Here is a 22,191-nt window from a genome sequence, read left to right as displayed (position 1 = left end):
GCCCTGAATCAGTGAAGGTAGCTACTCGTCGTCGACGGCTACTTCGCTCGCCATGGATCCACGTGCTTTTCTCCTTGATTGTCGTAGCGCTGATTCAAGGCTTCCTAGTGAAGATTTATCACGTTCCATCAGCGTCCATGGAGCAGACATTGGAGATTGGTGACCGTGTTCTGGTGAACCGTACGGCGTACTTCTTCTCCGAACCGCAACGCGGGGATGTGGTGGTTTTCCGTAAACCGGCCAGTTGGGGATCTTCGCCGGAACACGGAGCGCTGCGGACAGCTGTCGGCTGGTTCGGCGATCTAACGGGCATTGGCCCGGGCAACACCGAATTTCTGGTCAAGCGTGTCGTGGGCTTGCCGGGGGATACCGTGGAATGCTGCTCGGATCGGGGACAAGTCAGGGTCAACGGTGAGGCGATCAACGAACCGTATGTGTTCAAGGACCTGGCCTTCGAAGCCACCGCATTTGATTGCTCATCGCAGGCAATTTCACCCCGTTGTTTCGATCCCATCAGACTCGACCAAGGCCAGTATCTGCTTCTGGGTGATCACCGCTCCAACTCGGAGGACTCTGTCTCAGGGTGCCGAAGCGCGGACGCGGCGGGCGCATGTTTCAAAACGGCTCATCGATCCGATCTGGTGGGCACGGTGGATGGGTTCCTCTATCCGTTCAACAAATGGGGCAATGACGAATACCTGACGATCAGCCATGGGGGCACGCAATGACAATTGGCCTGCAGACCACGCTGGGCGGCAAGAAACGGGGAAACGGCTTGGGTAACTTCAACCGGTTGGTGGCCGGGCAAGCGGCGCCCACCCTGGTCACCGCACAACGACGGTTGCTGGGGTTGGAAAAACCAGCCAAGACGGCTCCGGCACGCACCGCGGTCCTCTCTCCAGCGAGTTACGGCTCCTTCGGTGATGAAGGAATGATTCAGGGGAGCCGTGACAGCATTCTGGCTGCCTCCGGAACCCCACATTTGCTGACTCCCGGCTCGGCGGAACCGTGGTCGGAAATGGGAGTCGTCGGAATGGAGACCTTTGACGATGTCATTGGGCTCGGGCGGATGCACGTTAATGCACGAAAACTGAAGACGCTGACGGACGCCCAAAGGATCGTCGTCCTGGGGGCCGACTCCGTCGATGGGGCCTATGGGATCCGATCCATCACCCAGAGGGTCAGCCTCCTCAACGTTGCTGCGGCCCAAGGCCGGAACGCGGAACTCGCCAATTTCAGTTTTCGCCGCAACGCCAGCCAAGATGCCTTGGCAGCCTTGCGTCGTCTGGACCCACGAGTCCGGTTGACCGCAAGAGATACGAATTCGCAGGCCCGGGTAGTCGAGGCGCTTCAAAGGAAAGTGAATGTCTTCCCGGATGTCGCGGCCTACATGAAGCCCGCATCGACGCCGGCTGTTGAACAGTTGGGCGCATGGGTCAGTGCGCAGGATGGACCTACAGCCATCGTGGTTCCCAATGCGCACCTTGCGGCGTTCAATGGGATGGGTATCCACGAGGTCACTTCACGTTTCAAGGCCTACACGAATGCATTGTTGGGGGCCGGTTTTTCTGTCGTCGTCCTCGCGCACGATGTCCGGCAAGATCCGGGCGATATTGCCTTGTCCGAAACCATGGTTCGAGGCCGGTCCGGTGAGAGGCTGATATCGGCCGTCCCCCGGAATGCCCAAGAGGCCAAGGGCATGTTGGCTTTGGCCACCGTGGTGGTCACAGCGAGGATGCATGCGGGCGTGGCCGCCCTTAGCCAAGGCGTGCCGTGTGTGGGCCTTGATTACGTGGACAAGTTCTCCGGCCAATTCAAATGGTACGACGCTGACCGGTTCGTGCTCTCCTGGGAAAGCCACCCTTCTGCCCAACGCATAGTGGAACTCGCCAAACAGGCCGTGGGCGACGCAAGCCATGCTGCACGGACCACCCCGGCTTTTGTGAGCCGTCCCCCATCATGGTTGCTCTAGCAACTGTCAAGCGCCGGCACCATGTGATGAATGCACTGGGCTCGGTGCTCGTGCCTCTAAGCTCGTTGCTGGTGGCTCCGCTTCTTACTCGATCGCTGGGTCCCTCTGGTCAGGGTGACTTTGCAACCAGCCAATCGATCATCGTGGTGGCCGCATCGATCCTAGGACTGGGAGCCTCTGATTCACTGGCCGTCTACGGCAACTATTGGCTCCGAAGGTTCCGACTGGGTGTCTGGGTTGCCGTGATACTGGGTGCGTTCGCCATGGCGTTCTGCGCAGCGCTGGCATTTGCTCAAGCCGGTTTTCTTCACTCTGAGTTGTTGTGGGTGCTCGGAACCGGGGCGGTAATCTTTGCTGCCGCGGTGCTCCAACGCGGGATGGCCCTGAACCGGAACATGATCCTGGCGATTTCCATCGAGAAGTGGGTTACGGCTCTATCCCGCCTGATGTTGACCGCGGGGCTCTTTATATCGGGTCATCTCACCCTGAAAAACGCGGTAGTGACACTGATTCTCCCGCAGGTACTCGGACTTCTCTATCTCTCCTTCGCCGCAGTCAGTGTTCGCCGGGCTGGATCGTTTGAACCAGCCAGGACCATGCGAAGGGCCACCATCAGGCCCCTGAAAACTCTCAACTGGGCCGTGATAGGCGGACTTGGCGGAGTGCTGCTGGTTAACCTGGACCCGATTGTCCTACGGCCTCTTATCGGCGCTGAGCAACTTGGGTACTATGCGATCGCCCTGCTGGTAGCGGAGCTTTTTACTGTCGCAGCCAAGCCGTTCCGGGATGCAGCCATGGCTGGCAGCAACGGACTGCGGAAACCTGCTGAATTCGTTACGGTCGTCAAGTGGTGTTCTTTGGTCATGACAGCCGGCGTGTTGCTGTGCATTGGAACGCTGTGGTTCATCATCCCGTGGGTCTTCGGGCAGGAATTCCAAGGTGCTGTAGTACCCGCGGCTATCTTGGCTCTGGGGGGATGGGCTAAAGGGCTGGGCTTCCTGGTCAATGGAATTCTTGTTAAGACCGGTCATGCCCGTATCCGGGCTTTCGCCACACTGACCGCGGTTTGCTTCAGCGTTGTGGGAATGGTGCTGTTGTCTCCATGGGGAGCCGTTGGTGCCGCCGTAGCCGGAACGGTTGCATATGCCGTAATGCTGGTACCGGGTCTTGCGTTCCTCCGGTCAACACGGACAAGCAGAAAGGGACGAGCTTAAGTGATGGAACCGGATGCTGACGTCGTTGACGAAGTTTCTGTGACGCTTCCTGTGGCGGTGGCTACTCCTCTTGCCTACGCCCTCGTCGATCGGATTGCCACCGTGCACGGGGTGAGGGTCCTGGCCATCAAGGGGCCGCTCCTAGAAAAACTGGGACTTCGCACTCACAAGATTTCCACTGACGCCGATATCTTGGTGGAACCCGCAAAGATGTCCGAATTCTGCGAGATCCTGGCCCGGCATGGGTGGAACGACCGCGATGTGCGGTTTTCTCCCAGCATTTTGGAACCGCACTCGAGAACACTCATCCATGAAAAATGGCCCAGCGACATCGATGTTCACAGCTACTTTCCTGGCTTCTTTGGACCGGCGGGCGAAGTCTTTGATCTTCTGTGGGAGACCCGTACGCAAGTCGAGTTAGCCAATGTCAGGGTCAACACCGCCAGCCGGGAAGCAAATGCTGTGATCGCTCTTCTCCACCTTCACCGGAACTCGCCCAACGTTGAAGAACACAGGCAACACGATGAGATTATGACTGCCTTGCGAGCGGACAAAGTCCCCGCTCAGGCTGCGGCATTGAGCCTGTTGGCCGACGTCGGGCGCTTTAGAAGCATCCTCGAACGCGAGTTGAGGGAGTTGGGCGTCGGCGGAACGTTCGATGATCTGACGCCCCAGGAACAGTCACGCTGGGAAATTAACCGGCAAACCAGTTCGGAAGCCACCACCGGCAGCTGGTTGTATGCGATAACTGTGGCTGGCTGGAAGTCCAAGATAAAGGTGTTCTTCCGGGCTATCTATCCCAGTAACGACGAACTTCGCAAGGATCCAGGCATGGCGGAATCGGATTCTTCCAGGCTCGTCGCGGCCCGTGTGAGAAGGCTTGCCAGAGGTATCAGGACATTGCCCTCAGCTGCCCTCAGTATTCTCAAGAACATGGGGACCAAATGAACAAATGGTATAGGCCTGTGGACGTGGCTTTCGAAGTTCGCGATGGCGCCGTCTACGTACTCGATCTCCGTGACATCGACGCTGAGCTTTCGCCCCGGGCGCTTCAAGGAGCGGCTGGGGCCATATGGCTTGCTCTTGGGACTGCTGATGCGCCAAGAGCCGAACCGGACATTGTCCGCAGCGTTGCGGACGAATTCGGAATCGAGCCTGAAGAGATCACGGAACAAGCGATTGCCTTTCTCACCGAATTGAAGTCAGCGGGTTTGGCTCACGTGATTTGATAGGTCCGAAGAAAATGACACGAATAACGTAGAATTGCCAAGGGGACCAGATCGCGGTTGTCCAGTATGTCGGCCGGAAAAATGATCTGTCCACGCCGGCCAATTTCATGGGGGAGAAATCTATGAAAACGAAGCTCCGGCACCGCCGTGCCCGAAATGCTGAGTGCATAGGGGTAGTAGGCCAATGAGTACCTCGCTCACGTCCGGTGCCATCGCCGCGGGGGAGAAGTCCCCGGTTTTTGTGAGCTGGATTGATTTCCATGGCAGAAGTGAAGGAATCGCTCGTACTCTCGGCATCCGTGAGTGGTCTGACGGTGGAGGAACAGGGCCGCTGCCCCTGAGGTATCTGCGTCTGTGGACGTCCACCTGGAAGTATCTACGTAGCCAAAAGCCGTCTGCCGTGATCGTTATGCAACCGCCGGTTGTTGCCCTTCTCGCGGTGAGGGCCGCCGTCGGAAAGAACGTGCGCATCTGCGGAGACCTGCATACCGGGACCTTCCACGATCCCAAGTGGAAATGGTCCACCAATCTTGTTGCCAGGTTGCTGGGCGGATCGAATCTCGCGATCGTCACCAATGAATCATTGGCCGGCAAAGTACGGAACCAAGGAGCTGAAGCTTTGGTTCTTCACGACCTCATCGAGACGTACCCGGATGTCGACAGCCTTGGAGCGTTCGAAGACCCGGCACTGACGTATCTCGTTCGCGGCAGCTACGCGCTCGTTCCCATCACATACTCCTACGATGAGCCGCTCGATGAGCTCGCCGCCGCAACGCACCTCGCAACTGATATTTCATGGGTTTTCACTGGCCGGGCACCCAAGGACTTCGTTGAGGCCTGCAATCCGGCCAACACTGTTTTCCCTGGATTCGTCTCACGGGATGAATATCTGAGGCTCCTGGGTCACGCCAATGTTTTGCTGGCCCCGACAACCGAGGAAGAGACCATGCAGCGGGCAGGCTATGAGGCCATGTGCGCGGGCAAAGCTTTGGTCACTTCTGACACCGACGTGCTGAAGGATTTTTTTGGTGAATCGGCGTTGACCGTCTCACCTGAGGCCGAACGATATGCCAGCGCTGTTCTGGAAGCGGCCCACAGGCAGGCCGAGTTTGAAAAACGAATTACTGAGCTGAGGACCGACAGGGTGTACGAGCAGAGCAGGGCTCTCGCCCGACTTTCGGAATGGATTCACGGAGATGACTGAGCAGCAACTGACGGACGCGGTTCACGAAGGACAGCGGAAGCGCGTCTTCGACCTGCCCCTTGATACCTTGACCATGAGTGAATCCGTTCAACTGTGCCATCGGCTCATCGCTGAACGCGGGCACTGGCGGGCAGACCTGAATGCCTCCATTGTTTTGGCAGCATTGGAAGACCAGAGACTCCGGGAATATGTGGAGACCAGTGCCATCAGCAATGCCGATGGCCAGTCGATTGTCTGGGCAAGCCGCCTGTTGGGAGCACCAGCTCCGGAACGTGTTTCCGGAATTGATCTCTTTTTGGAGCTCATCAAGTCCGCCCCTGAGCGCGGCGACCGCGTTTTTCTGCTGGGTGCCCGGCACGATGTGGTGCAGGCTGTGGCTGGGATATTCACTACCCGCGGCGTGGATGTGGTGGGATTCCGTGACGGATATTGGACCCCGGCGGATGAACTGGACGTGGTGAGGGAAATAGCCGCGGCCAGACCGGACCTCCTTTTTTTGGCACTGCCCAGTCCCAGGAAGGAACACTTCGTCCTTGAGCACAAGCACCGACTCAACGTCGGGCTGGCTTTCGGCGTCGGCGGATCGTTTGACGTGATCTCGGGGCGGCTGAAACGAGCCCCTCTGTGGATCCAGAAGCTGGGTCTTGAATGGTGCTACAGATTTGTTCAAGAACCGCGCCGGCTCTTGAAACGATACCTGGTGGGGAATACTCAATTTGTCCTGCTGACCCTCAAGACCAGAATTAGCCAGCGCTCCTAGAATCCTCAGGGGGTCAGCGTCGTCTGACCAACGGTGCTTCCGCTGCTGAGCTTTCAGGTTGGTCCTGTGTGGCCGCAGGCTCAACGGCCTTCTTGCCGGCGCCGAATGCAGCACCGACCAGAAGCCACAGCGGGACAGTGGCGTTCATGGAGCCCGCAGTCTCCGCCAACATGGCGATGACCAGTGCTCCGAGTGCGAGGTAGAACTCCCACCTCCGAGGCTGTCTGAGTATGGCGAAGATGGCTACAAATAGCGCCGCGGCGTAGATGGCGACGGTAACCAGGCCCGCTGCAGAGAAGGCAATCCCGGCAAGGCTTTCAGATGCTTCCTGCAGCTCACCGGCCCTCCCGGCAAAGTTCCCGACGTAGCCGAACCCACGTCCTATCAAGGATTCAAATGCGTGCTCAATGCCTACGGTCAGGCCATCGACGTGGGAGTCCGAGTTACCCAAGTCAGCGATGTTGTTGCCAGCCATGAGAACCGGGACGCCGAGCAAGGGAAGCGCAAGCAGGGGATGGATCTTGCGGGCGAGCAAGGGACCTACGATGGCGATCAACATCAGGAGGATGCCGGCGCGGCTAATGGTGGCAACTGTGGCCAGTCCTAAGGCCACAACCAAGAGCATCCGCCCCCGTAAGCGGAGTGCATGGAAGGCCAATGCAGCAGCAGCCCCTGTGGCGATGCCGGTGGTGGGTGGATTGAGGTAGAGGCCGCCTGCGCGGACGGCCAGCTCACCATTTAGGTCGAACGACATGTAGTAGCCGGGTAAGCCGTTGGGATAAATCGCGGTCTTACTCAAGACGGCAAATGGGGTGGGATCCACCAGACGAACGCCTAGAGCCTCCAACCCGATGTAGGCAGCATTCAGTGTTCCAATGGCAAGGACCACGAAAAGAATCCACCGCCATTCCCGACGGGTCATCACCAGGCCGCAGACGATGACCAGGACCGGCATGCATACCTGACGGAAGAGGAAGAAGGCTGAATCTCCCGGGATGATGCTCTCGTCACTAGTCCGCCAAAGAGCAATTATGCAGGCAATGATCCAGATGACGGCCAGCAGGGCGGGGACATTGAAGCGGTTCGCGAGGCGCGTGAGGGCGACAAGGAACATCAACGAAATGAACACGTCATCCATGAGGTTAAAACCCCCGAAGGATGAGTAAGTAAGAAGGACGTTTTGTCCCAGTCCCGTGATCAATGCCCCAATTGCCAGCACCCCAACCAACCAGCCTGGCTGCGCTGGGGTAAAGGTCAATCCACGGAAATAAGCGATCCTGCTTGAGCGCTCCGGACGTTCGAACGTCAAATCTGTCCATCCCCTCGTCCGCTGCGTGAAGACCCTTGGCAGCCTGCGGACATTAGTAAGCGCCGTCTCGTGCGAGCACGGCCCGGAGTGTCCGGAACAGGATCATCAGGTCCTGCGCCGGAGACCAGTTTTCCACATAGTAGAGATCAAGGCGGATTGATTCCTCCCATGACAAGTCACTGCGCCCGCTGACCTGCCACAAGCCGGTAATTCCGGGTTTGACCATGAGTCTGCGATGTTCGTGTTGCTCGTAGGCTGCCACCTCTGTTGGCAGTGGCGGACGTGGTCCTACCAAACTCATGTCCCCCTTCAGCACGTTGATGAGCTGGGGAAGTTCATCGATGGAGTACCGGCGGATCCACTTGCCTACCCGTGTAACGCGGGGATCATCCTTCATCTTGAAAAGTACGCCGTTGCCCTCGTTCTGCTGGGAGAGCGCGTGGAGTTGGGCTTCTGCATCAACTCGCATGGAACGGAACTTATACATCTTGAACGATTCGCCGGCTTTGCCGATGCGCTGCTGAAGGAAGAAGAGGGGTCCGCAGCCATCGAACTTGATGAGGAATGCTACGACGGCCATCGGAAGGCAGAGCACCGCGAGGATGGCGGCGGATGCGACGATATCAAACCCACGCTTCGCGATGGACTGCAAGCCTTCAAGCTTTGGCGTGGTGACGTGGATCAGTGGAAGTCCGGCAACGGGCTGCATGTGAATTCGGGGGCCGGAGATATCCGTGAGGGCCGGGGCCACGATCATCCCGATATCGCGGGCGGAAAGTGCCCAGCCCAGCTGCCGTAGGAAGGCGGGGTCAAGGTGTGCTCCGCCGCAGACCGCCACTGTGTCCGCTCCGGTCTGGTCGATGGAGCTCAGGACCATGTCCACGCTAGGAGAGGAGCCAAGCACGGGCAAATTGGTGGCGGCAGTCGACACTGAATCGGAGAGCAAGGCTGCCACTGGCTTGTAACCGGAAACGATGTGCTGGTTCAGCTTGTCTGAGAGGTGGTTGACGTTGTTCGGCGCACCGATCAGGAGGACCTTGTGAAGATTCTGTCCTTCGAGCCGGCTCCGGTGCAGGCTCCGGCGTTGAGCGAAGCGGACCGTTAGAAGGAGAATGACGCCCAGGGGGAGTGCCACTGAGACGTATCCCCGGGCTGTTTGCAGTTGAAAGACGTAGGAGACCACGGCCAAACATCCAAACAACCACAGGGATGAAACGGCCACGCGTTTGTATTCGTCACTGCCTGTGCCAAGGACCTTGGGGTCCCTCGTCCCGCCGAACTCCAGCGCGGCCGTCCAGGTCAGGATCAGGACGACGGACAAAGTTGTGTAGGACAACTCCGTGTCCCCGCCGGCAACGGTGACATCAGCAGTGCCGAATCGGAGCAGGTGGGCCCCACCCACCGCGATGACAATGCAGGCGAGATCAAGGAATCTCATCTTGATGCTTTGGGCACGCAGCCATGTAGAGCCTGGAGCAAAAGCGACTTCGCGAGTGGCGGAGACAAAGGTGGTCATGGGGTTAGCCCTGGAATTGCAGGGTCGTATTGCCGGGCTGCCTTGCGGCTGACCGCGATATCTCGTTCCACAGCACAACGGTTTTAATCACGATTCAGCCCCCATAGCCATACCCCCAACGCCCCAATGGAGCGAATGAAACCAAAGACGCCCGGAACACCTGATGGTGTGACTTGACGTTTCAAAGGTAATCGTAAAGGGGCGCCAGAGGCATCCCAAATTAGGCGAATTGGTAATGGTCGATTCGCATCTGAATCTCGACTGCAAGGCTGCTGCCAAGATCCATTATGCGCAGAAAGACCTACTAATTGCGCAATCCAAGGCTGCTGATAAATTGGCTGACGTGCAATTCGGACCATTTATCCGGGGCTATAGGGTCTCGCCGATCCATTTCGCGCAAACTTTAGTAGTTTGCGCGCAAACTTGGCTGATGGGCAACGACAGTGCCTGGAGCAACCCCGCGGCACCCCGGCCCGTGAGGGCTCAGTTGCCCTTTTCGAGCCCGTGAGCCGTCACATACTGGCCCAACTGGTCCTTTGACAGGGCAGTTGCGATTTCGGAGATCGCGTTGGTGTCCGCCACCACAATGGACTGTCCGTCAGCTGAGGTGCCCGTTCCCAGCGTGGGGAGGGTGAACATCACGGTATCGGAGGCCCGGAGATCCTTCATGCCTAGCGCGAGGCTTCCAATCGCGGCAGCGTCCAGGCTCTTATCTACGCTGATGAACGGTGATACTGAGGAAACCATGTTGTTGACGGTGACCGGATTGGTCAGGGTCTCCCGGGCGATGGTCTTGCTGATGATCGCCTTGAGATAGGCCTGCTGGTTGCGCACCCGCTGGTAGTCCCCGTCGCTGAAGGATTTACGTTCGCGGACAAAGGCGAGGGCCTCGTCGCCATTGAAGGTCTGTTTGCCTGCCGCGTACACGTGCCCCTTCATGGGGCCGGAGTTGGGCGAGAACGGGATTTTGACATCGATTTCCACTCCGCCCAGGGCGTCTGTCAGGCCTTTGAAGCCCTCGAAGTCCACCATGGCCACATGGTCTATGCGTTGCTGGAAGAGGGATTCCACCGTCTGGACCATCAGCGGGACGCCGCCATAGGCAAGGGCGGCATTGATTTTGGACTCGCCCTTCCCGGGGATATCCACCCAGAGATCCCGCATCAGGGACACGGCATAAACGTTCTTCCGGTCAGCGGGGATATGCACCAGCATCAGGGTGTCGGCCCGTTGATCGGTGGAAGCGTCGGTTTCCACGTCCACTTCGGAGGACCCCCGGGTATCACTGCCCATCACGAGGATATTCATTGCAGCTGTGCCGTTGATGGGTTCGGTCTTTTGGGGGCGGGTGGACTCGTCCGGGAATGCGACATCGATCTTGGTAGTCCCGGAGTTGAAGGTCTGTGCCAGGTTGAATACATAGGCACCTGCAACAAGGCCGATCACCAGTACCGCGGCGGCGAATCCAATCAGGACGTTCCGTGCGGTCTTTTTGCCACTTTTCCGATGTCCGGAAGGGGACACCTCAGGGGAATTGTCAGTATCAGTGGGGAGAGTCATGTGTTCCTAGGTGTCGGCATCAGCAATGTTGATTCTATCAAGTGCCAAACCCGCGGCTTCAGCTGGAATGTATTGGCACAGCTGGACCCTGATCCCACTTCCCGGCAAATTGCCCTATTGGTTGAACCTAATGCGGTCCCGGCCCCGGACAATCAGCATTCGTCCGGGGCCCACCCAAAGGAATATTCCCTGCTCAGGCCTGCGGAGTAAGTGCTTTTGAATACAACACCGCACCCTTGGCATTGCGGAGGCTCACGGTAAACGTGCCATCCGCGGCCAGGTCCACGTGCCCGAAGTACTGGTTCTCTCCATCGCGCGGTGATTCTCCCGGGAAGCGCCCGGCCTTGGCAAAGAGGACCTCAGGCCCGAACGTTCCATCCATCTCGTTTGGCCCGAAGGAGCCGGCGTTGATCGGTCCGGCCACGAATTCCCAGAAGGGGTCGAAATCCGTGAAGGAGGCCCTTTCCGGGGAGTAGTGGTGGGCGGCGCGGTAGTGGACGTCTGCCGTCAGCCATACTGTGTTCTTCACGCCAAACTTCTTGAACGCCGAAAGCACGCCCGCGATCTCCAATTCGCGGCCCAGGGGAGCGCCGGGATCACGGTTGGACAGGCTTTCCTGGTTCACGGCGCCGTCGGGGACGATGATGCCCAGCGGGAGGTCTGCGGCGATCACTTTCCAGGTTGCCTTGGACCTCCGTACTTCCTTGATCAGCCAGTCCACTTGCTCCTGGCCCAGGATGTTGGTGGCGTAGGGTTCCTTGCCGTCGGTGTTGGGTGACTTGAACGTCCGCATGTCCAGGCAGAAGATGTCCAACTGCGGGCCGCGGGAGATCTTCCGGTAAATGCGGGCAGGCTGGTACTGGCCGGCGTCGAACTTTCCCGGGCGCCAGAGCGCCGCAGCGTCGGCGATCGGCATGTTCTCCTGCCACGCCTGGCGTCCGCGCGCGGCCAGGACGTTGACGTTTCTTTCGGTGTAGCGTGGGTCGTCCAGAATTTCGCCGGGATACCAGTTGTTGGTGGTTTCGTGGTCGTCCCACTGCGCAATCACAGGAACGTCGGCGAACATGGCGCGCATATTGGCGTCAAGGGAGTTGTAGCGGTGGCGGCCGCGGTATTCCTTGAGTGTCTCGGCCACCTTGCTGACTTCTTCGGTGACGATGTTCCGCCACACCTGGCCGTCCTTTTCAGTGACAGTGGCGGTGATCGGTCCGTCGGCGTAGATGGTGTCGCCTGAATGGATGAAGAAGTCGGGCCGGGTGTCGTGCATGGCCTTGTAGCCGCGCATTCCGCCCAGTTCCTCGTTGATGCCCCAGCCTTGGCCGGCGGTGTCGCCGGTCCAGACGAAGGACTGCGCGGACGACGGCGACCTGCCGCCTCCGCGCCCGTCTTCAGTGCCGCCGTCGTACTTTCCCCGGGGGGATCCGGGCGCTGTGGTGAACGTGCCACGGACGGCCTCGCCGGCTCCGTTTTCATCCTCGAAGTTCAACTCCAACGCGAACCTGGTGCCGGAGGGGAGACCGGTGGCGTGGATTTTGGCAGTGAAATCGCTGGCTTCGGTAGCAAGCGGGCCGCGGATGGTCCGGTTGAAACCGTAGCGTCCGCGCAGGATGTCCCCGGCTTCATCCACGGCCTGGAGGGTGGCGGTTAGCCGGCCAGGGCCGGAGGCGCGGGACCAGAGCACGGCGGAGTCGGTGGTGACGTCCCCCGTGGCCAGCCCGGTGGGGAGCGTCAGGCGTTTGCGGACCAGGGGCACAGCCGAGGGGGCCCTGGTAGCGGCGGATGCAGGGGCTGCGCTGGTGGCAAGGCCGGTCAGTGCCAGGCCCGCGAGGGACGTCTTGACGAGGGTGCGGCGGGTGAGGTCAGTCATGCGGTCCACTCTTCTCCGCGGTGGTAAACGGAGAGTGAGGTTGAGGTAAAGGGCGCCGGACCTTGACTGAAAACGTCCGCTCCGCATATTCTGAACGAACGGTCGGTAATTTATTAGGAGCAACCATGGCATCGCAGAATCTGCAGTCAGTGCCCGCTGAGCTGTCCCCGGAAGAGCAGGAGCGGGAGGCAGCCGGAGAGGCGTATTTTGATCGCATCATTTCGGAGGACTCGCGCATCGAACCGCGCGATTGGATGCCTGCGGCTTACCGCAAGACTTTGCTGCGCCAGATCTCGCAGCACGCGCACTCTGAAATCATCGGCATGCAGCCGGAGGCAAACTGGATCACCAGGGCGCCGAGCCTGAAGCGCAAGTCCATCCTCATGGCCAAGGTCCAGGACGAGGCCGGTCACGGTCTGTACCTGTACTCGGCTGCCGAGACCCTGGGCCAGTCCCGGGACCAGATGATGGAAGACCTGATCGCCGGCAAGGCCCGGTACTCGTCGATCTTCAACTACCCCACGATTTCCTGGGCAGACATGGGAGCCATCGGCTGGCTTGTTGACGGCGCGGCCATCTGCAACCAGGTGCCCCTGTGCCGTGCCTCGTATGGTCCTTATGGTCGCGCAATGGTGCGCATCTGCAAGGAAGAGTCCTTCCACCAGCGCCAGGGTTTCGAGATCCTGCTGGAGCTCTCCAACGGCACGCCTGCGCAGAAGCAGATGGCCCAGGATGCCGTGAACCGCTGGTACGCGCCGTCGCTGATGATGTTCGGTCCGCCGGATGACGATTCACCTAACTCCAAGCAGTCCATGGCCTGGAACATCAAGCGCTTTTCCAATGACGAGCTGCGCAGCCGGTTCGTCGGCATGATGGTGGAGCAGGTGCGGGTCCTCGGCCTGACCCTGCCCGATGAGGACATCCGTTTCAACGAAGAAACCAAGAAGTGGGAGCACGGACCCCTGGACTGGAACGAGTTCAAGGAAGTCCTGGCCGGCCGCGGTCCCTGCAACTCGCAGCGCATCGAGCGCCGCCGCGAGGCACACGAAAACGGTGCCTGGGTTCGCGAAGCCGCAGTGGCCTACGCCCGCAAGCAAGCACAGAAGGAACACGCAGCATGAGCCCTCACGGCAACCCGGAAGCACCGGCCAGCGCCGCCAGCGAAATCAACCGCGAGGCCCCCAAGGTAGCGGCAACCAACGCTGAAAGCACGACGACGACACCCGCCTCAGCCCCGGCCGTCACCCCGCGTGGCGCCCATGAAGAGTCTCCGTGGTCCCTGTGGGAAGTCTTCGTCCGCTCCAGCCGCGGCCTGTCCCACGTCCACGCAGGTTCCTTGCATGCGCCCGATGCGGCCATGGCCCTCCGGAACGCCCGTGACCTTTACACCCGCCGCAACGAGGGTGTCTCCATCTGGGTTGTCCCGGCCGAGGCGATTTCCTCCAGCGATCCCGACTCCAAGGGCTCTTTCTTCGAGTCGCCGCAGGGCAAGGACTACCGCCACGCGACGTACTACACCAAGAGCGAAGGCGTGAAACACCTGTGAGCACTCAAGAGACTGCTAAAGACACCGACTTCGCCATCGAAGGCCACGGCGACATTTCCGTTGGCGTCCACGGCGCCGGTGCTTCCGGCGACGGCTCGGCCAGCGCCACCCGCATTACGCCGGGCAACGCACTGCGTCCGGAGGACATCGCGCTCGAGATCAGCCGCGGGCAGGTCAAGCCCAGCGAGGATGTTGCAGAGTTTGCCCTGCGCATCGGCGACGACGGCCTGATCCTCGCCCAGCGCCTGGGCCACTGGATTTCCCGTGCTCCGGAGCTTGAGGAAGACATTGCGCTGGGCAACATCGCGTTGGACCAGTTGGGACACGCGCGCTCGTTCCTGACCTATGCCGGCGCAGCCTGGGGCAAGTCCGAGGACGACCTCGCCTACTTCCGCCGCGAGCACGAGTTCCGTTCTGCCCACTTGTTCGAGCAGCCCAACGGCGACTTCGCAGTAACCATCGCCCGGCAGTTCATCGTGAGCTACTACCAGTACCAGCTCTACACCGCACTGACCGGGTCCTCGGACGCCACCCTGGCAGCCATCTCCGCGAAGGCCGTCAAGGAAGTGGATTACCACCGCGATCACAGTGCTCAGTGGGTGCTTCGACTTGCCGGCGGCACCGACGAGTCCCGGGAACGCATCATCCAGGGCTTCAAGCTCGTATGGCCGTATGTGGACGAACTTTTCGAGGACGACGAGCTCACCACCCGCCTTGCCGAGGCCGGCGTTGCGGTTCAGCCCTCCAGCCTCCGTGCTGATTTTGATCGCCTTACAGGTGAGGTCATGGCCGAGGCAGAGCTGGAGATTCCGGGCGTCCCGCAGTCCCTCGGCGGCGGACGCCGCGGCAAGCACTCCGAGTTCCTGGGCTACATCCTCGCCGAAATGCAGGTCTTGGCCCGCGAGCACCCCGGCGCGAGCTGGTGAGCAGCATGGCTACGCAGTCGCACACGCAGTCACGAATGCAGCTGAACACCGCAGAGCAGCGGGCCTGGGACATCGCGTCCACGGTCTGCGACCCGGAAATCCCGGTCCTCACCATCGAGGACCTGGGGATCCTGCGCGGCGTGCGCGTTGTTGACTCGCCTGAGGCGGCCGCCGAGCATGGCCGGCACGACGGCGGCACGTCACGTTCCGCCGTCGAGGTCACCATCACGCCCACCTACTCGGGCTGCCCGGCGATGGACGCCATCGGGGACGACCTGCGGACGGCCTTCGAAAAGGAGGGCTACGCGAGCGTGCACATCAACCTGGTGCTCTCCCCGGCGTGGACCACTGACTGGATGACCGATTCAGGCAAGGCCAAGCTGGAAGAGTACGGCATTGCCCCGCCCAGTGGCATGGCTGCCGCGGGTGGCCATTCAGGTCCTGTCCGTTTGAGCTTGGCCGTGAAATGCCCGCAGTGTTCGTCGTTGAACACCAAGGAACTCACCCGCTTTGGTTCCACGTCCTGCAAGGCGTTGTTCGTCTGCCAGGACTGCAAGGAACCGTTCGACTACTTCAAAGTCCTCTAAGGAATTCCATGACCACCGAAACCCAGACGGCCAGCCGCCGTCGTGCGTCTTTCCACAACCTGACCGTCTCGGAAGTCCGGCGCCTGACGGACGATGCCATTGAGGTCACCTTTGGTGTTCCCGCCGAGCTGGCAGGTCAGTACGACTACCTTCCCGGTCAGTACGTGGCACTGCGCACCACACTGCCGGATGAGCAGGGCGAGCCGCACGAAGTCCGCCGCAGCTACTCGATTTGCGCAGAGCCGCGCAGCTTCGAGGACGGCAGCAGCGAGATCCGCGTGGCCATCAAAAAGGACCTCGGCGGCCTTTTCTCCACCTGGGCCAACGCCGAACTCAAAGCCGGCGATGTCCTGGACGTCATGAGTCCACAGGGTGCGTTCATCTCCCGGCATGGCAAGGACGGCGCCTCGGTCCAGCACAACGTCATGAACTCCATGAACCACCCGGAGGAATTGGCAGGGGAGCCTGGCAACTTCGTGGCGATCGCTGCTGGCTCGGGCATCACGCCGGTCATCGCCATTGCACGCACGTTGCTGGCAGCCAACCCGGAGACCACGTTTGACCTGGTGTACGCCAACAAAGCGGCCATGGACGTCATGTTCCTTGAAGAGCTGGCGGACTTGAAGGACAAGTATCCCTCACGCCTGGCGCTGCACCACGTACTGTCCCGTGAGCAGCGCATCGCTCCGCTGATGACCGGGCGCATTGACTCGGAGAAGCTGCAGGCCCTGCTCAGCAGTGCCATCCGTTCCGAGGATGTGGACGAATGGTTCCTGTGCGGGCCGTTCGAGCTGGTCCAGCTGTGCCGCGACACGCTCGCTGCCCGCGGCGTCGAGCCCGAGCACGTGCGTTTTGAGTTGTTCACTACCGGCCGTCCGGACCGTCCCGAAGGCAACTCCGGACGCCCGGTTGTGGAGGACGAGTCACAGGACACGTACAAGATCACCTTTACCTTGGACGGACTGACCGGCGACGTCGCCAGTCCCACCCACGCCCGCGAATCCATCCTCAACGCGGCCTTGCGCGTACGGCCCGACGTTCCCTTCGCGTGTGCCGGTGGCGTCTGCGGCACCTGCCGCGCCAAGTTGATCACCGGTACGGTGACCATGGATGAGAACTACGCCCTTGAGCAGGACGAGCTGGACAAGGGCTACGTCCTGACCTGCCAGTCCCACCCCACCAGCGAAGAAGTTACCGTCGACTTCGACGTCTAAGGAGTCCCCATGATCGAGCTCTCCATTGCCAACGGCATTGCCGAAATTGTCCTGAACTACCCGGACAAGCTGAACTCCCTCAACGAGGACGCGCTTGCCGAACTGGATAAAGCGTACGACGACGCCGCTGCCGCCGCCTCACGCGGCGAGGTGCGGGCGTTGCTTCTTCGCGGTGAAGGCCGCGCCTTCTGCGCCGGCCGCGACATTGCTGCCGTTACTCCCGAAACCGACGACGCCCAGGCCTACCTCGGCGGACTCGTCGAGCCGCTGCTGAAGAAGATGGCTGCCTTCCCCACGCCCACGTTCGCTGCCGCGCACGGTGCTTGCCTGGGGGTGGGGCTGGGGTTATTGCTGGCCACGGACGTTGTGTATGTGGCGGACAACGCCAAGTTCGGTTCACCCTTTGCCAAGCTGGGGGCCACCTTGGATTCCGGCGGGCACTGGTACTTCACCGAACGCCTTGGGATGCACCGTACGCTGGACCTCATCTATACAGCCGACCTCATTTCAGGGGCGGAAGCTGTGGAGCAGGGGATGTTCAGCCGGGCGATGCCGGCGGATTCCCTGCTGCCGGTAACGCGGGAGATCGTTTCCCGTGTGGCCCTCGGAGCGACCGAGGCGTTCAACGCCTCCAAGGAACTCGTAGCGCACATCCGCGACCAGCGCCTGGGCCTGTGGGCTTCCATGACCGAGGAAAACGCTGAACAGGCCCGGCTGTGCAAGACCGACGATTACGCCGAGGGTTTCCGGGCTTTCCAGGAGAAGCGGGCGCCCGTTTTCAAGGGGTAGCTCCCGCTTCCGCTTCCGCGCCGGATCCCGCCCTTGTTCGTCCCCCTCGCAGTAGTGCGCTGAGTGGGACGGACAAGGGCATGTTTCGTGGGGCCAGGGCCTAGACGAAGTCCTTGAGGAGCTTGTACCCGGCCACTTTTCCTTCCAAGGAGATGACGGCAGTGTCCTGCTCCGGGGTGCTGACGTCAGTGAGTGCGCCGTACGTCAGTGCCGGCACCGCCGTCCCGCCCTTAGTGCAGGGAAATGCCGTGTACGAGCCGGAGCCCGGGCTATCCGTGTAGGGGCCGTCAGGAGGCATGACGTATGTTGCCGCCTTCAAGCAAACAAAAACGTCTTCGAACGTGGTGCCCCGATATTTACCTGTACGGGTATCCAAGAGGTTTGCGCTCCAAAACGTGCCGGCGATGACCTGATCTCCGCGGCCCGCCGAGGGCAGGAGCCCGTACGAGTCCCAGGTCCGCGACTCCACGGGTTTGATTTCCCAGGCGACTTCGCCCGTAAGGGGGTGGTAGCCCACCAGTTTCGTTTGAGCGCTCCGGTACTTTCCTGCGGGAAATTCAATGAAGCCCTCTGTGTATTCGCAGCGGACGGGAAATGCATCGCCGTCCTCCAACTTGGTGCCCACGGTTCCGATCGTCTCGGCGCACTGCACCTGCGTGCCGTCTGCCGTCCATAGAACCCGTCCGCTGGAAGCCCGGAAGCCCACCGTTTTGGTGGTGTCGCGAAGGTTCATTGAAAAGGTTTGTTCAGCGAACTTATCCGGAGAGAAATCGGTGGGATTGATGCCGACCGATCCTATGTAAAGGTCCAGCTTTTCGGAGTAGATGAAGTGCCTGCCAAAATCGGTGGAGGCACCCTTGCCAAAGACCTTCTCTATCTCCACTTCCCACAGGACCTCGCCGTATGCCACGTGGGCCAGCTTTTCAACTCCGTCCGTCACCACCGAGTACAACTCTTTGCCCACAGGCTGGAAAACCCCGGTGAGCGGGTTGATGTCAGCACCCCCGGACTCCTCACCGGTTTCAATGTCCACCCAGTGCTCAACTGACTGGGTGTTCTCATCAAAGGCTATAAAGCACAGGTCGAGGAGTCCGTCGCAGGCAAAAGGACGGGTGCTGACCAGCTCCGGCCGTCCGCGGTACAGCTCCTTGCCGGTGCTGAGGTCAAAGGCAACAGGCGCAGTCCACCAGGCCACGTCACTGTCGAGCCCGGCTGGAACAGAAGCCGCCTGCAGGAAGATCGCGGCGCTCCGGCCCGAGGCTGTCTTGCTGACAACAGGCTCCAAAGGTACTGAAGGAGCTTCGTATCCCGGATGAACGGGCTGCGTCCACAGTTGTTTGCCGTCAGCAATTGAGAAAGCATGGGCATTTACACCAGTGGGCGTCGACGCGTAAACCAAGGCAACGCCGTCGGCAACCACAGGCTGGCCGATCGGAGTCAGCGCAACTTCCCACGCCGCCGTCGCGGTTTCTGTATTTCTCGCCGCCGGAGCCGCGCTGGCTGGAGGCGTGGTTGCTGTGGGTTCTACCGGTAGGGGAATCATGGTGCATGCCGACAGCATCATCGCGGCGCTCACGGCGGCTATCCGGAATCCAATTGACGTGATGCCGGCAAGGGCCCGCGAGGATCGGGACTGAATCATGGTTCCCCCAGGAACGTCAATGGTTCAGCACCTTTAGGGCGTGGTTCCAAACCAAAAAAGGCCATCAAGATGTGGCTCAAGTAGAGAATACAGCTCGTCCCATCCGATGCGCTTTTGCTTGCCTTCCGGCCACGCTAAATGCGGGGGAGCGTGCAGTACGGGTGGTTCTGAAAATTGCCTGCACCCAAGGCCGGACGGATGGGTCCGGCGGTCTGCCAGCGGCAGGGCCGTTGAGAAGGGAATGCTGCTGTGACTATTCTGAGAATGGATCGTTGAAACGATCAGGTCCAGCAAGCGGCCTAAGCCATTGGGCGGGAACGTTGATCCCGCGAAAGGTCTTTGTCTTATGTCCCAGCAACTTCCCCTCGACGAACTCACCCTGACTCTGGCCCGCATCAAGGGATTGCTCCTGACGGAGGAAAAGGTGGACCGGGCTGTTCAATTATTGGCCGAGGGAATCCGTGATGCCTTTCCCGGCAGCGCAGGCGCAGGAGTGTCCCTGATCGATGGGCAGGGCAACAGAACCAGCGCCGGGGCCACCGATCCCTTGGTGATCGAGGGCGACCAATCCCAGTACCGGTTGGGGCAGGGCCCTTGCCTGAGCGCGTGGGCAACCGAGCGGACAGTGATCGTTGATGATGCCGGCACGGATCAGCGGTGGCCGCAGTGGGCTGAAGCCGCGGTGAAACTTTCGATCTCCTCCGTGATCAGCGTCCCGTTGGTGAGGGGAGCCCGGTGTCTGGGGGCCATGAAGCTCTATTCCGCTGCCCCTGGCGCCTATGGCCAAGCGACGGCCCGATCCTTGGAAAAGCTTGCCGGCAGTGCCGCGATTCTCCTGGACAACATACAAACCTCGGAGACACCCAAACGGTTCAGCGATGGCCTCGTCCACGCCTTGAACAGCCGTGACGCGATCAGCCGCGCCCAGGGTTATCTCATGGGCCAGCGTGGCCTGACCGAGGAGGAGGCGATCAGGGAACTTCTTCTGCTGTCCCAGGAATCCATGCAGTCACTGGCATCCGTCAGCACCGGGATCCTCACGGGTGGGAGCAAGGAAGGAACATATGACGGAAGCCGGGAGTAACGATTGCCAGGGACTGTCCCTTCAAGAACAACTCCAGCTCAAGGGTCTCCGCAAAGCCTTGGCAAGCGCTGGTATCCCCGGTGAGGATTTATGGCTGCGCTACTTTTCCATCGGCGGCATGGTGGGCGAATACGAAGTGGATGCCTACCTCCAATCACTGCACTCGCTGCCACCGTTGCAGAGGGACCTGCTGGCACATGCTGCAAATGAGCTCATCGATGAGCTGCCCGCCCGGCCCCGCGCGCCCTATACCGAACAAGTGCCGATGAGCAGGCCGTTGCTGCCGGGCGACGGCCGGCAACGGAAGTAGCTGTGGCGGCTGGCCGCCCGGACTGCTTCTCAGGGACGGGAGTCCTGCTGGTAAACGTCCGGTATGCCGTCGTCGTCGGAATCGATGGCTTCCTGTGCCTCGGCAATGCGGTACTGGCGGTTGCGGGTGCTCAGCACAACGGAGGCCAGCAGTGCCGCCAACAATGAGGCGGCAAGGATCCCCACCTTGGCGTGATCATCGTGAATGCTGCCTTGGCCGAAGCTGAGCTCTGCCACCAGCAAGGAAACAGTGAAGCCGATTCCTGCCAGCACTGAAACACCCAGGACATCGATCCATTTGAAGGAGCTGTCCAGGGAAGCCTTGGTGATTTTCGTGAGGACCCAGGTTGTCCCGAGAATGCCGATTGGCTTGCCCAGGACCAGCGCCACGATGATGCCGATGGCGACGGGGTCCGTCAGCGCCGAACCAAGTCCTTCCCAGCCACCCACTGCGACGCCGGCGGAGAAGAAGGCGAAGACCGGGACTGCGATTCCGGCCGAGATGGGCCGGAAGCGGTGCTCGAAGATTTCGGAAAGCCCTGGACCCGCCTCAGGTCCCCCGCTTGCCTGTGAACGGATCACGGGGATGGCGAAGCCCAGGAGCACACCTGCAACCGTTGCGTGGATACCGGAGGCATGGATGAGCGCCCAGACGGCCAAACCGAGGGGGAGCAGGATAAGCCAGGCCGCCATGGGCTTGGTGCCGAAGAAGCGTCGGTACTTTTGGGCCAGGAACGTGTAGGCCGCCAAGGGGATCAAGGCAAAGAGCAGCGGCGTGACCTGGATGTCGGAAGAGTAGAAGATGGCGATGATGCTGATGGCGATCAAGTCATCCACCACCGCAAGCGTCAGAAGGAAAATGCGCAAGGCGCTGGGCAGATGTGACCCGATGATGGCCAACACTGCAACCGCGAAAGCAATGTCTGTGGCGGTCGGGATGGCCCAACCGCGCAGGGTTTCCGGACTGCTTGCATTGATGATTGCGTAAATGACGGCCGGGACCACCACTCCGCCGGCCGCCGCCGCGATGGGGACGATTGACTTGCTGAACTGACGAAGGTCTCCGGCCACGAACTCACGTTTGAGTTCCAGCCCTACGAGGAAGAAGAAGATGGCCAGCAGGCCGTCGGCTGCCCAGGCACCCAGGCTGAGTTCCAAATGCCACGGCTCATAGCCGATCTTGAAGTCCCGCAAGGCGAAGTAGCTGTCCGCGGCGGGGGAGTTGGCCCAGATGAGGGCAAGCACGGCACCGGCGACCAGCAGGGCGCCACCTACCGTTTCCTTACGGAGGATTGCCCCAATGCGCAGCGATTCGGCGTAGCTTCCACGTCCAAGGATGGAGGAGCGCGGTGGGTCGGTCCGGTTGTTGTTCATACAAGTGTCCTTTGCAAGGGGTCGACGAAACTATGCCGACCAGACTTCCCGGCGCACCTCTACCAGCCTATCGCGAGTGCGGGGAGATC

21 protein-coding genes are annotated in these 22,191 nt (G+C 60.6%); 15 read left to right on the top strand and 6 right to left on the bottom strand.

Annotated features, from left to right (window positions below):
- The first annotated feature begins 107 nt into the window (after positions 1-107).
- The 7 genes from lepB to LDN85_RS16755 all read left to right on the top strand — a co-directional run bounded on the left by lepB (position 108) and on the right by LDN85_RS16755 (position 6,379).
- Positions 108-728 (top strand): signal peptidase I, encoded by a 621-nt coding sequence (gene lepB, locus LDN85_RS16785; protein ID WP_263422069.1) that lies wholly within the window; start codon positions 108-110, stop codon positions 726-728.
- Positions 725-1,972, top strand: coding sequence for a polysaccharide pyruvyl transferase family protein (locus tag LDN85_RS16780; protein ID WP_223943595.1), 1,248 nt, complete (start codon positions 725-727; stop codon positions 1,970-1,972). Before lepB ends, LDN85_RS16780 begins: the two co-directional genes overlap by 4 nt.
- 71 nt (positions 1,973-2,043) lie before the next feature.
- Complete coding sequence (locus LDN85_RS16775; RefSeq protein ID WP_263422068.1) at positions 2,044-3,186, top strand: hypothetical protein; 1,143 nt, start codon at positions 2,044-2,046, stop codon at positions 3,184-3,186.
- A 3-nt stretch (positions 3,187-3,189) separates the two neighbouring features.
- The gene (locus LDN85_RS16770) at positions 3,190-4,134 is read left to right on the top strand and encodes a nucleotidyltransferase family protein (RefSeq protein ID WP_223945479.1); all 945 of its coding nucleotides are present in this window, start codon (positions 3,190-3,192) and stop codon (positions 4,132-4,134) included.
- Positions 4,131-4,415, top strand: a complete 285-nt coding sequence (locus tag LDN85_RS16765; RefSeq protein WP_223943594.1) for a PqqD family protein — start codon at positions 4,131-4,133, stop codon at positions 4,413-4,415. The genes LDN85_RS16770 and LDN85_RS16765 overlap by 4 nt, the downstream gene beginning before the upstream one ends.
- A 184-nt stretch (positions 4,416-4,599) precedes the next feature.
- A complete protein-coding gene (locus LDN85_RS16760; protein ID WP_223943593.1) occupies positions 4,600-5,619 on the top strand; it encodes a glycosyltransferase in 1,020 nt (339 codons plus the stop codon).
- Complete coding sequence (locus LDN85_RS16755) at positions 5,612-6,379, top strand: WecB/TagA/CpsF family glycosyltransferase (protein ID WP_223943592.1); 768 nt, start codon at positions 5,612-5,614, stop codon at positions 6,377-6,379. The genes LDN85_RS16760 and LDN85_RS16755 overlap by 8 nt, the downstream gene beginning before the upstream one ends.
- Positions 6,380-6,392: 13 nt before the next feature.
- On the opposite strand, the gene LDN85_RS16750 is transcribed toward LDN85_RS16755, so the two are convergent.
- From LDN85_RS16750 to LDN85_RS16735, 4 genes are all read right to left on the bottom strand, one after another.
- Positions 6,393-7,688, bottom strand: coding sequence for a hypothetical protein (locus LDN85_RS16750; protein ID WP_223943591.1), 1,296 nt, complete (start codon positions 7,686-7,688; stop codon positions 6,393-6,395).
- 52 nt (positions 7,689-7,740) lie between these two features.
- Positions 7,741-9,204, bottom strand: coding sequence for a sugar transferase (locus LDN85_RS16745; RefSeq protein WP_223943590.1), 1,464 nt, complete (start codon positions 9,202-9,204; stop codon positions 7,741-7,743).
- Between the two features lie 483 nt (positions 9,205-9,687).
- Entirely contained in the window at positions 9,688-10,764 is a 1,077-nt protein-coding gene (locus LDN85_RS16740) for an LCP family protein (protein WP_051420707.1), read from the bottom strand.
- A gap of 193 nt (positions 10,765-10,957) precedes the next feature.
- Positions 10,958-12,631, bottom strand: a complete 1,674-nt coding sequence (locus tag LDN85_RS16735) for an alkaline phosphatase D family protein (protein ID WP_223943589.1) — start codon at positions 12,629-12,631, stop codon at positions 10,958-10,960.
- 125 nt (positions 12,632-12,756) lie between these two features.
- Between LDN85_RS16735 and paaA the strand changes: the two genes are divergently transcribed.
- Genes paaA through LDN85_RS16705 form a run of 6 tightly spaced genes read left to right on the top strand, consistent with a single transcriptional unit; the run spans position 12,757 to position 17,693 of the window.
- On the top strand, positions 12,757-13,752 hold the full coding sequence (gene paaA, locus LDN85_RS16730; protein WP_026541248.1) for a 1,2-phenylacetyl-CoA epoxidase subunit PaaA: 996 nt from the start codon (positions 12,757-12,759) through the stop codon (positions 13,750-13,752).
- On the top strand, positions 13,749-14,177 hold the full coding sequence (paaB, locus tag LDN85_RS16725; RefSeq protein ID WP_026541247.1) for a 1,2-phenylacetyl-CoA epoxidase subunit PaaB: 429 nt from the start codon (positions 13,749-13,751) through the stop codon (positions 14,175-14,177). The genes paaA and paaB overlap by 4 nt, the downstream gene beginning before the upstream one ends.
- The gene (gene paaC, locus LDN85_RS16720; protein ID WP_223943588.1) at positions 14,174-15,103 is read left to right on the top strand and encodes a 1,2-phenylacetyl-CoA epoxidase subunit PaaC; all 930 of its coding nucleotides are present in this window, start codon (positions 14,174-14,176) and stop codon (positions 15,101-15,103) included. The genes paaB and paaC overlap by 4 nt, the downstream gene beginning before the upstream one ends.
- Positions 15,104-15,108: 5 nt before the next feature.
- Complete coding sequence (gene paaD, locus LDN85_RS16715) at positions 15,109-15,690, top strand: 1,2-phenylacetyl-CoA epoxidase subunit PaaD (protein WP_223943587.1); 582 nt, start codon at positions 15,109-15,111, stop codon at positions 15,688-15,690.
- A gap of 8 nt (positions 15,691-15,698) precedes the next feature.
- Complete coding sequence (gene paaE / locus LDN85_RS16710) at positions 15,699-16,904, top strand: 1,2-phenylacetyl-CoA epoxidase subunit PaaE (protein ID WP_026541244.1); 1,206 nt, start codon at positions 15,699-15,701, stop codon at positions 16,902-16,904.
- A 9-nt stretch (positions 16,905-16,913) separates the two neighbouring features.
- Positions 16,914-17,693, top strand: coding sequence for an enoyl-CoA hydratase-related protein (locus LDN85_RS16705; protein ID WP_223943586.1), 780 nt, complete (start codon positions 16,914-16,916; stop codon positions 17,691-17,693).
- Between the two features lie 100 nt (positions 17,694-17,793).
- On the opposite strand, the gene LDN85_RS16700 is transcribed toward LDN85_RS16705, so the two are convergent.
- Positions 17,794-19,335: a PQQ-binding-like beta-propeller repeat protein gene (locus LDN85_RS16700; protein WP_223943585.1), complete on the bottom strand. Its 1,542-nt coding sequence runs from the start codon at positions 19,333-19,335 to the stop codon at positions 17,794-17,796.
- A gap of 346 nt (positions 19,336-19,681) precedes the next feature.
- Here LDN85_RS16700 and LDN85_RS16695 point away from each other — a divergent pair, with 346 nt between their 5' ends.
- Positions 19,682-20,419 carry a GAF and ANTAR domain-containing protein gene (locus LDN85_RS16695; RefSeq protein ID WP_223943584.1) on the top strand — a complete coding sequence of 246 codons (738 nt, stop codon included), beginning with the start codon at positions 19,682-19,684 and terminating at the stop codon, positions 20,417-20,419.
- Entirely contained in the window at positions 20,400-20,729 is a 330-nt protein-coding gene (locus LDN85_RS16690) for a hypothetical protein (protein ID WP_223943583.1), read from the top strand. Before LDN85_RS16695 ends, LDN85_RS16690 begins: the two co-directional genes overlap by 20 nt.
- A 29-nt stretch (positions 20,730-20,758) precedes the next feature.
- Here LDN85_RS16690 and nhaA read toward each other — a convergent pair whose 3' ends face one another.
- Entirely contained in the window at positions 20,759-22,102 is a 1,344-nt protein-coding gene (gene nhaA / locus LDN85_RS16685) for a Na+/H+ antiporter NhaA (protein WP_026546455.1), read from the bottom strand.
- Positions 22,103-22,191 lie beyond the last annotated feature (89 nt).

Source organism: Arthrobacter sp. StoSoilB20, assembly GCF_019977295.1.
Taxonomy (GTDB): domain Bacteria; phylum Actinomycetota; class Actinomycetes; order Actinomycetales; family Micrococcaceae; genus Arthrobacter; species Arthrobacter nicotinovorans_A.
The sequence above is the reverse complement of the archived record's forward strand: the minus strand, read 5'-3'. Positions and strand labels throughout refer to the sequence as shown.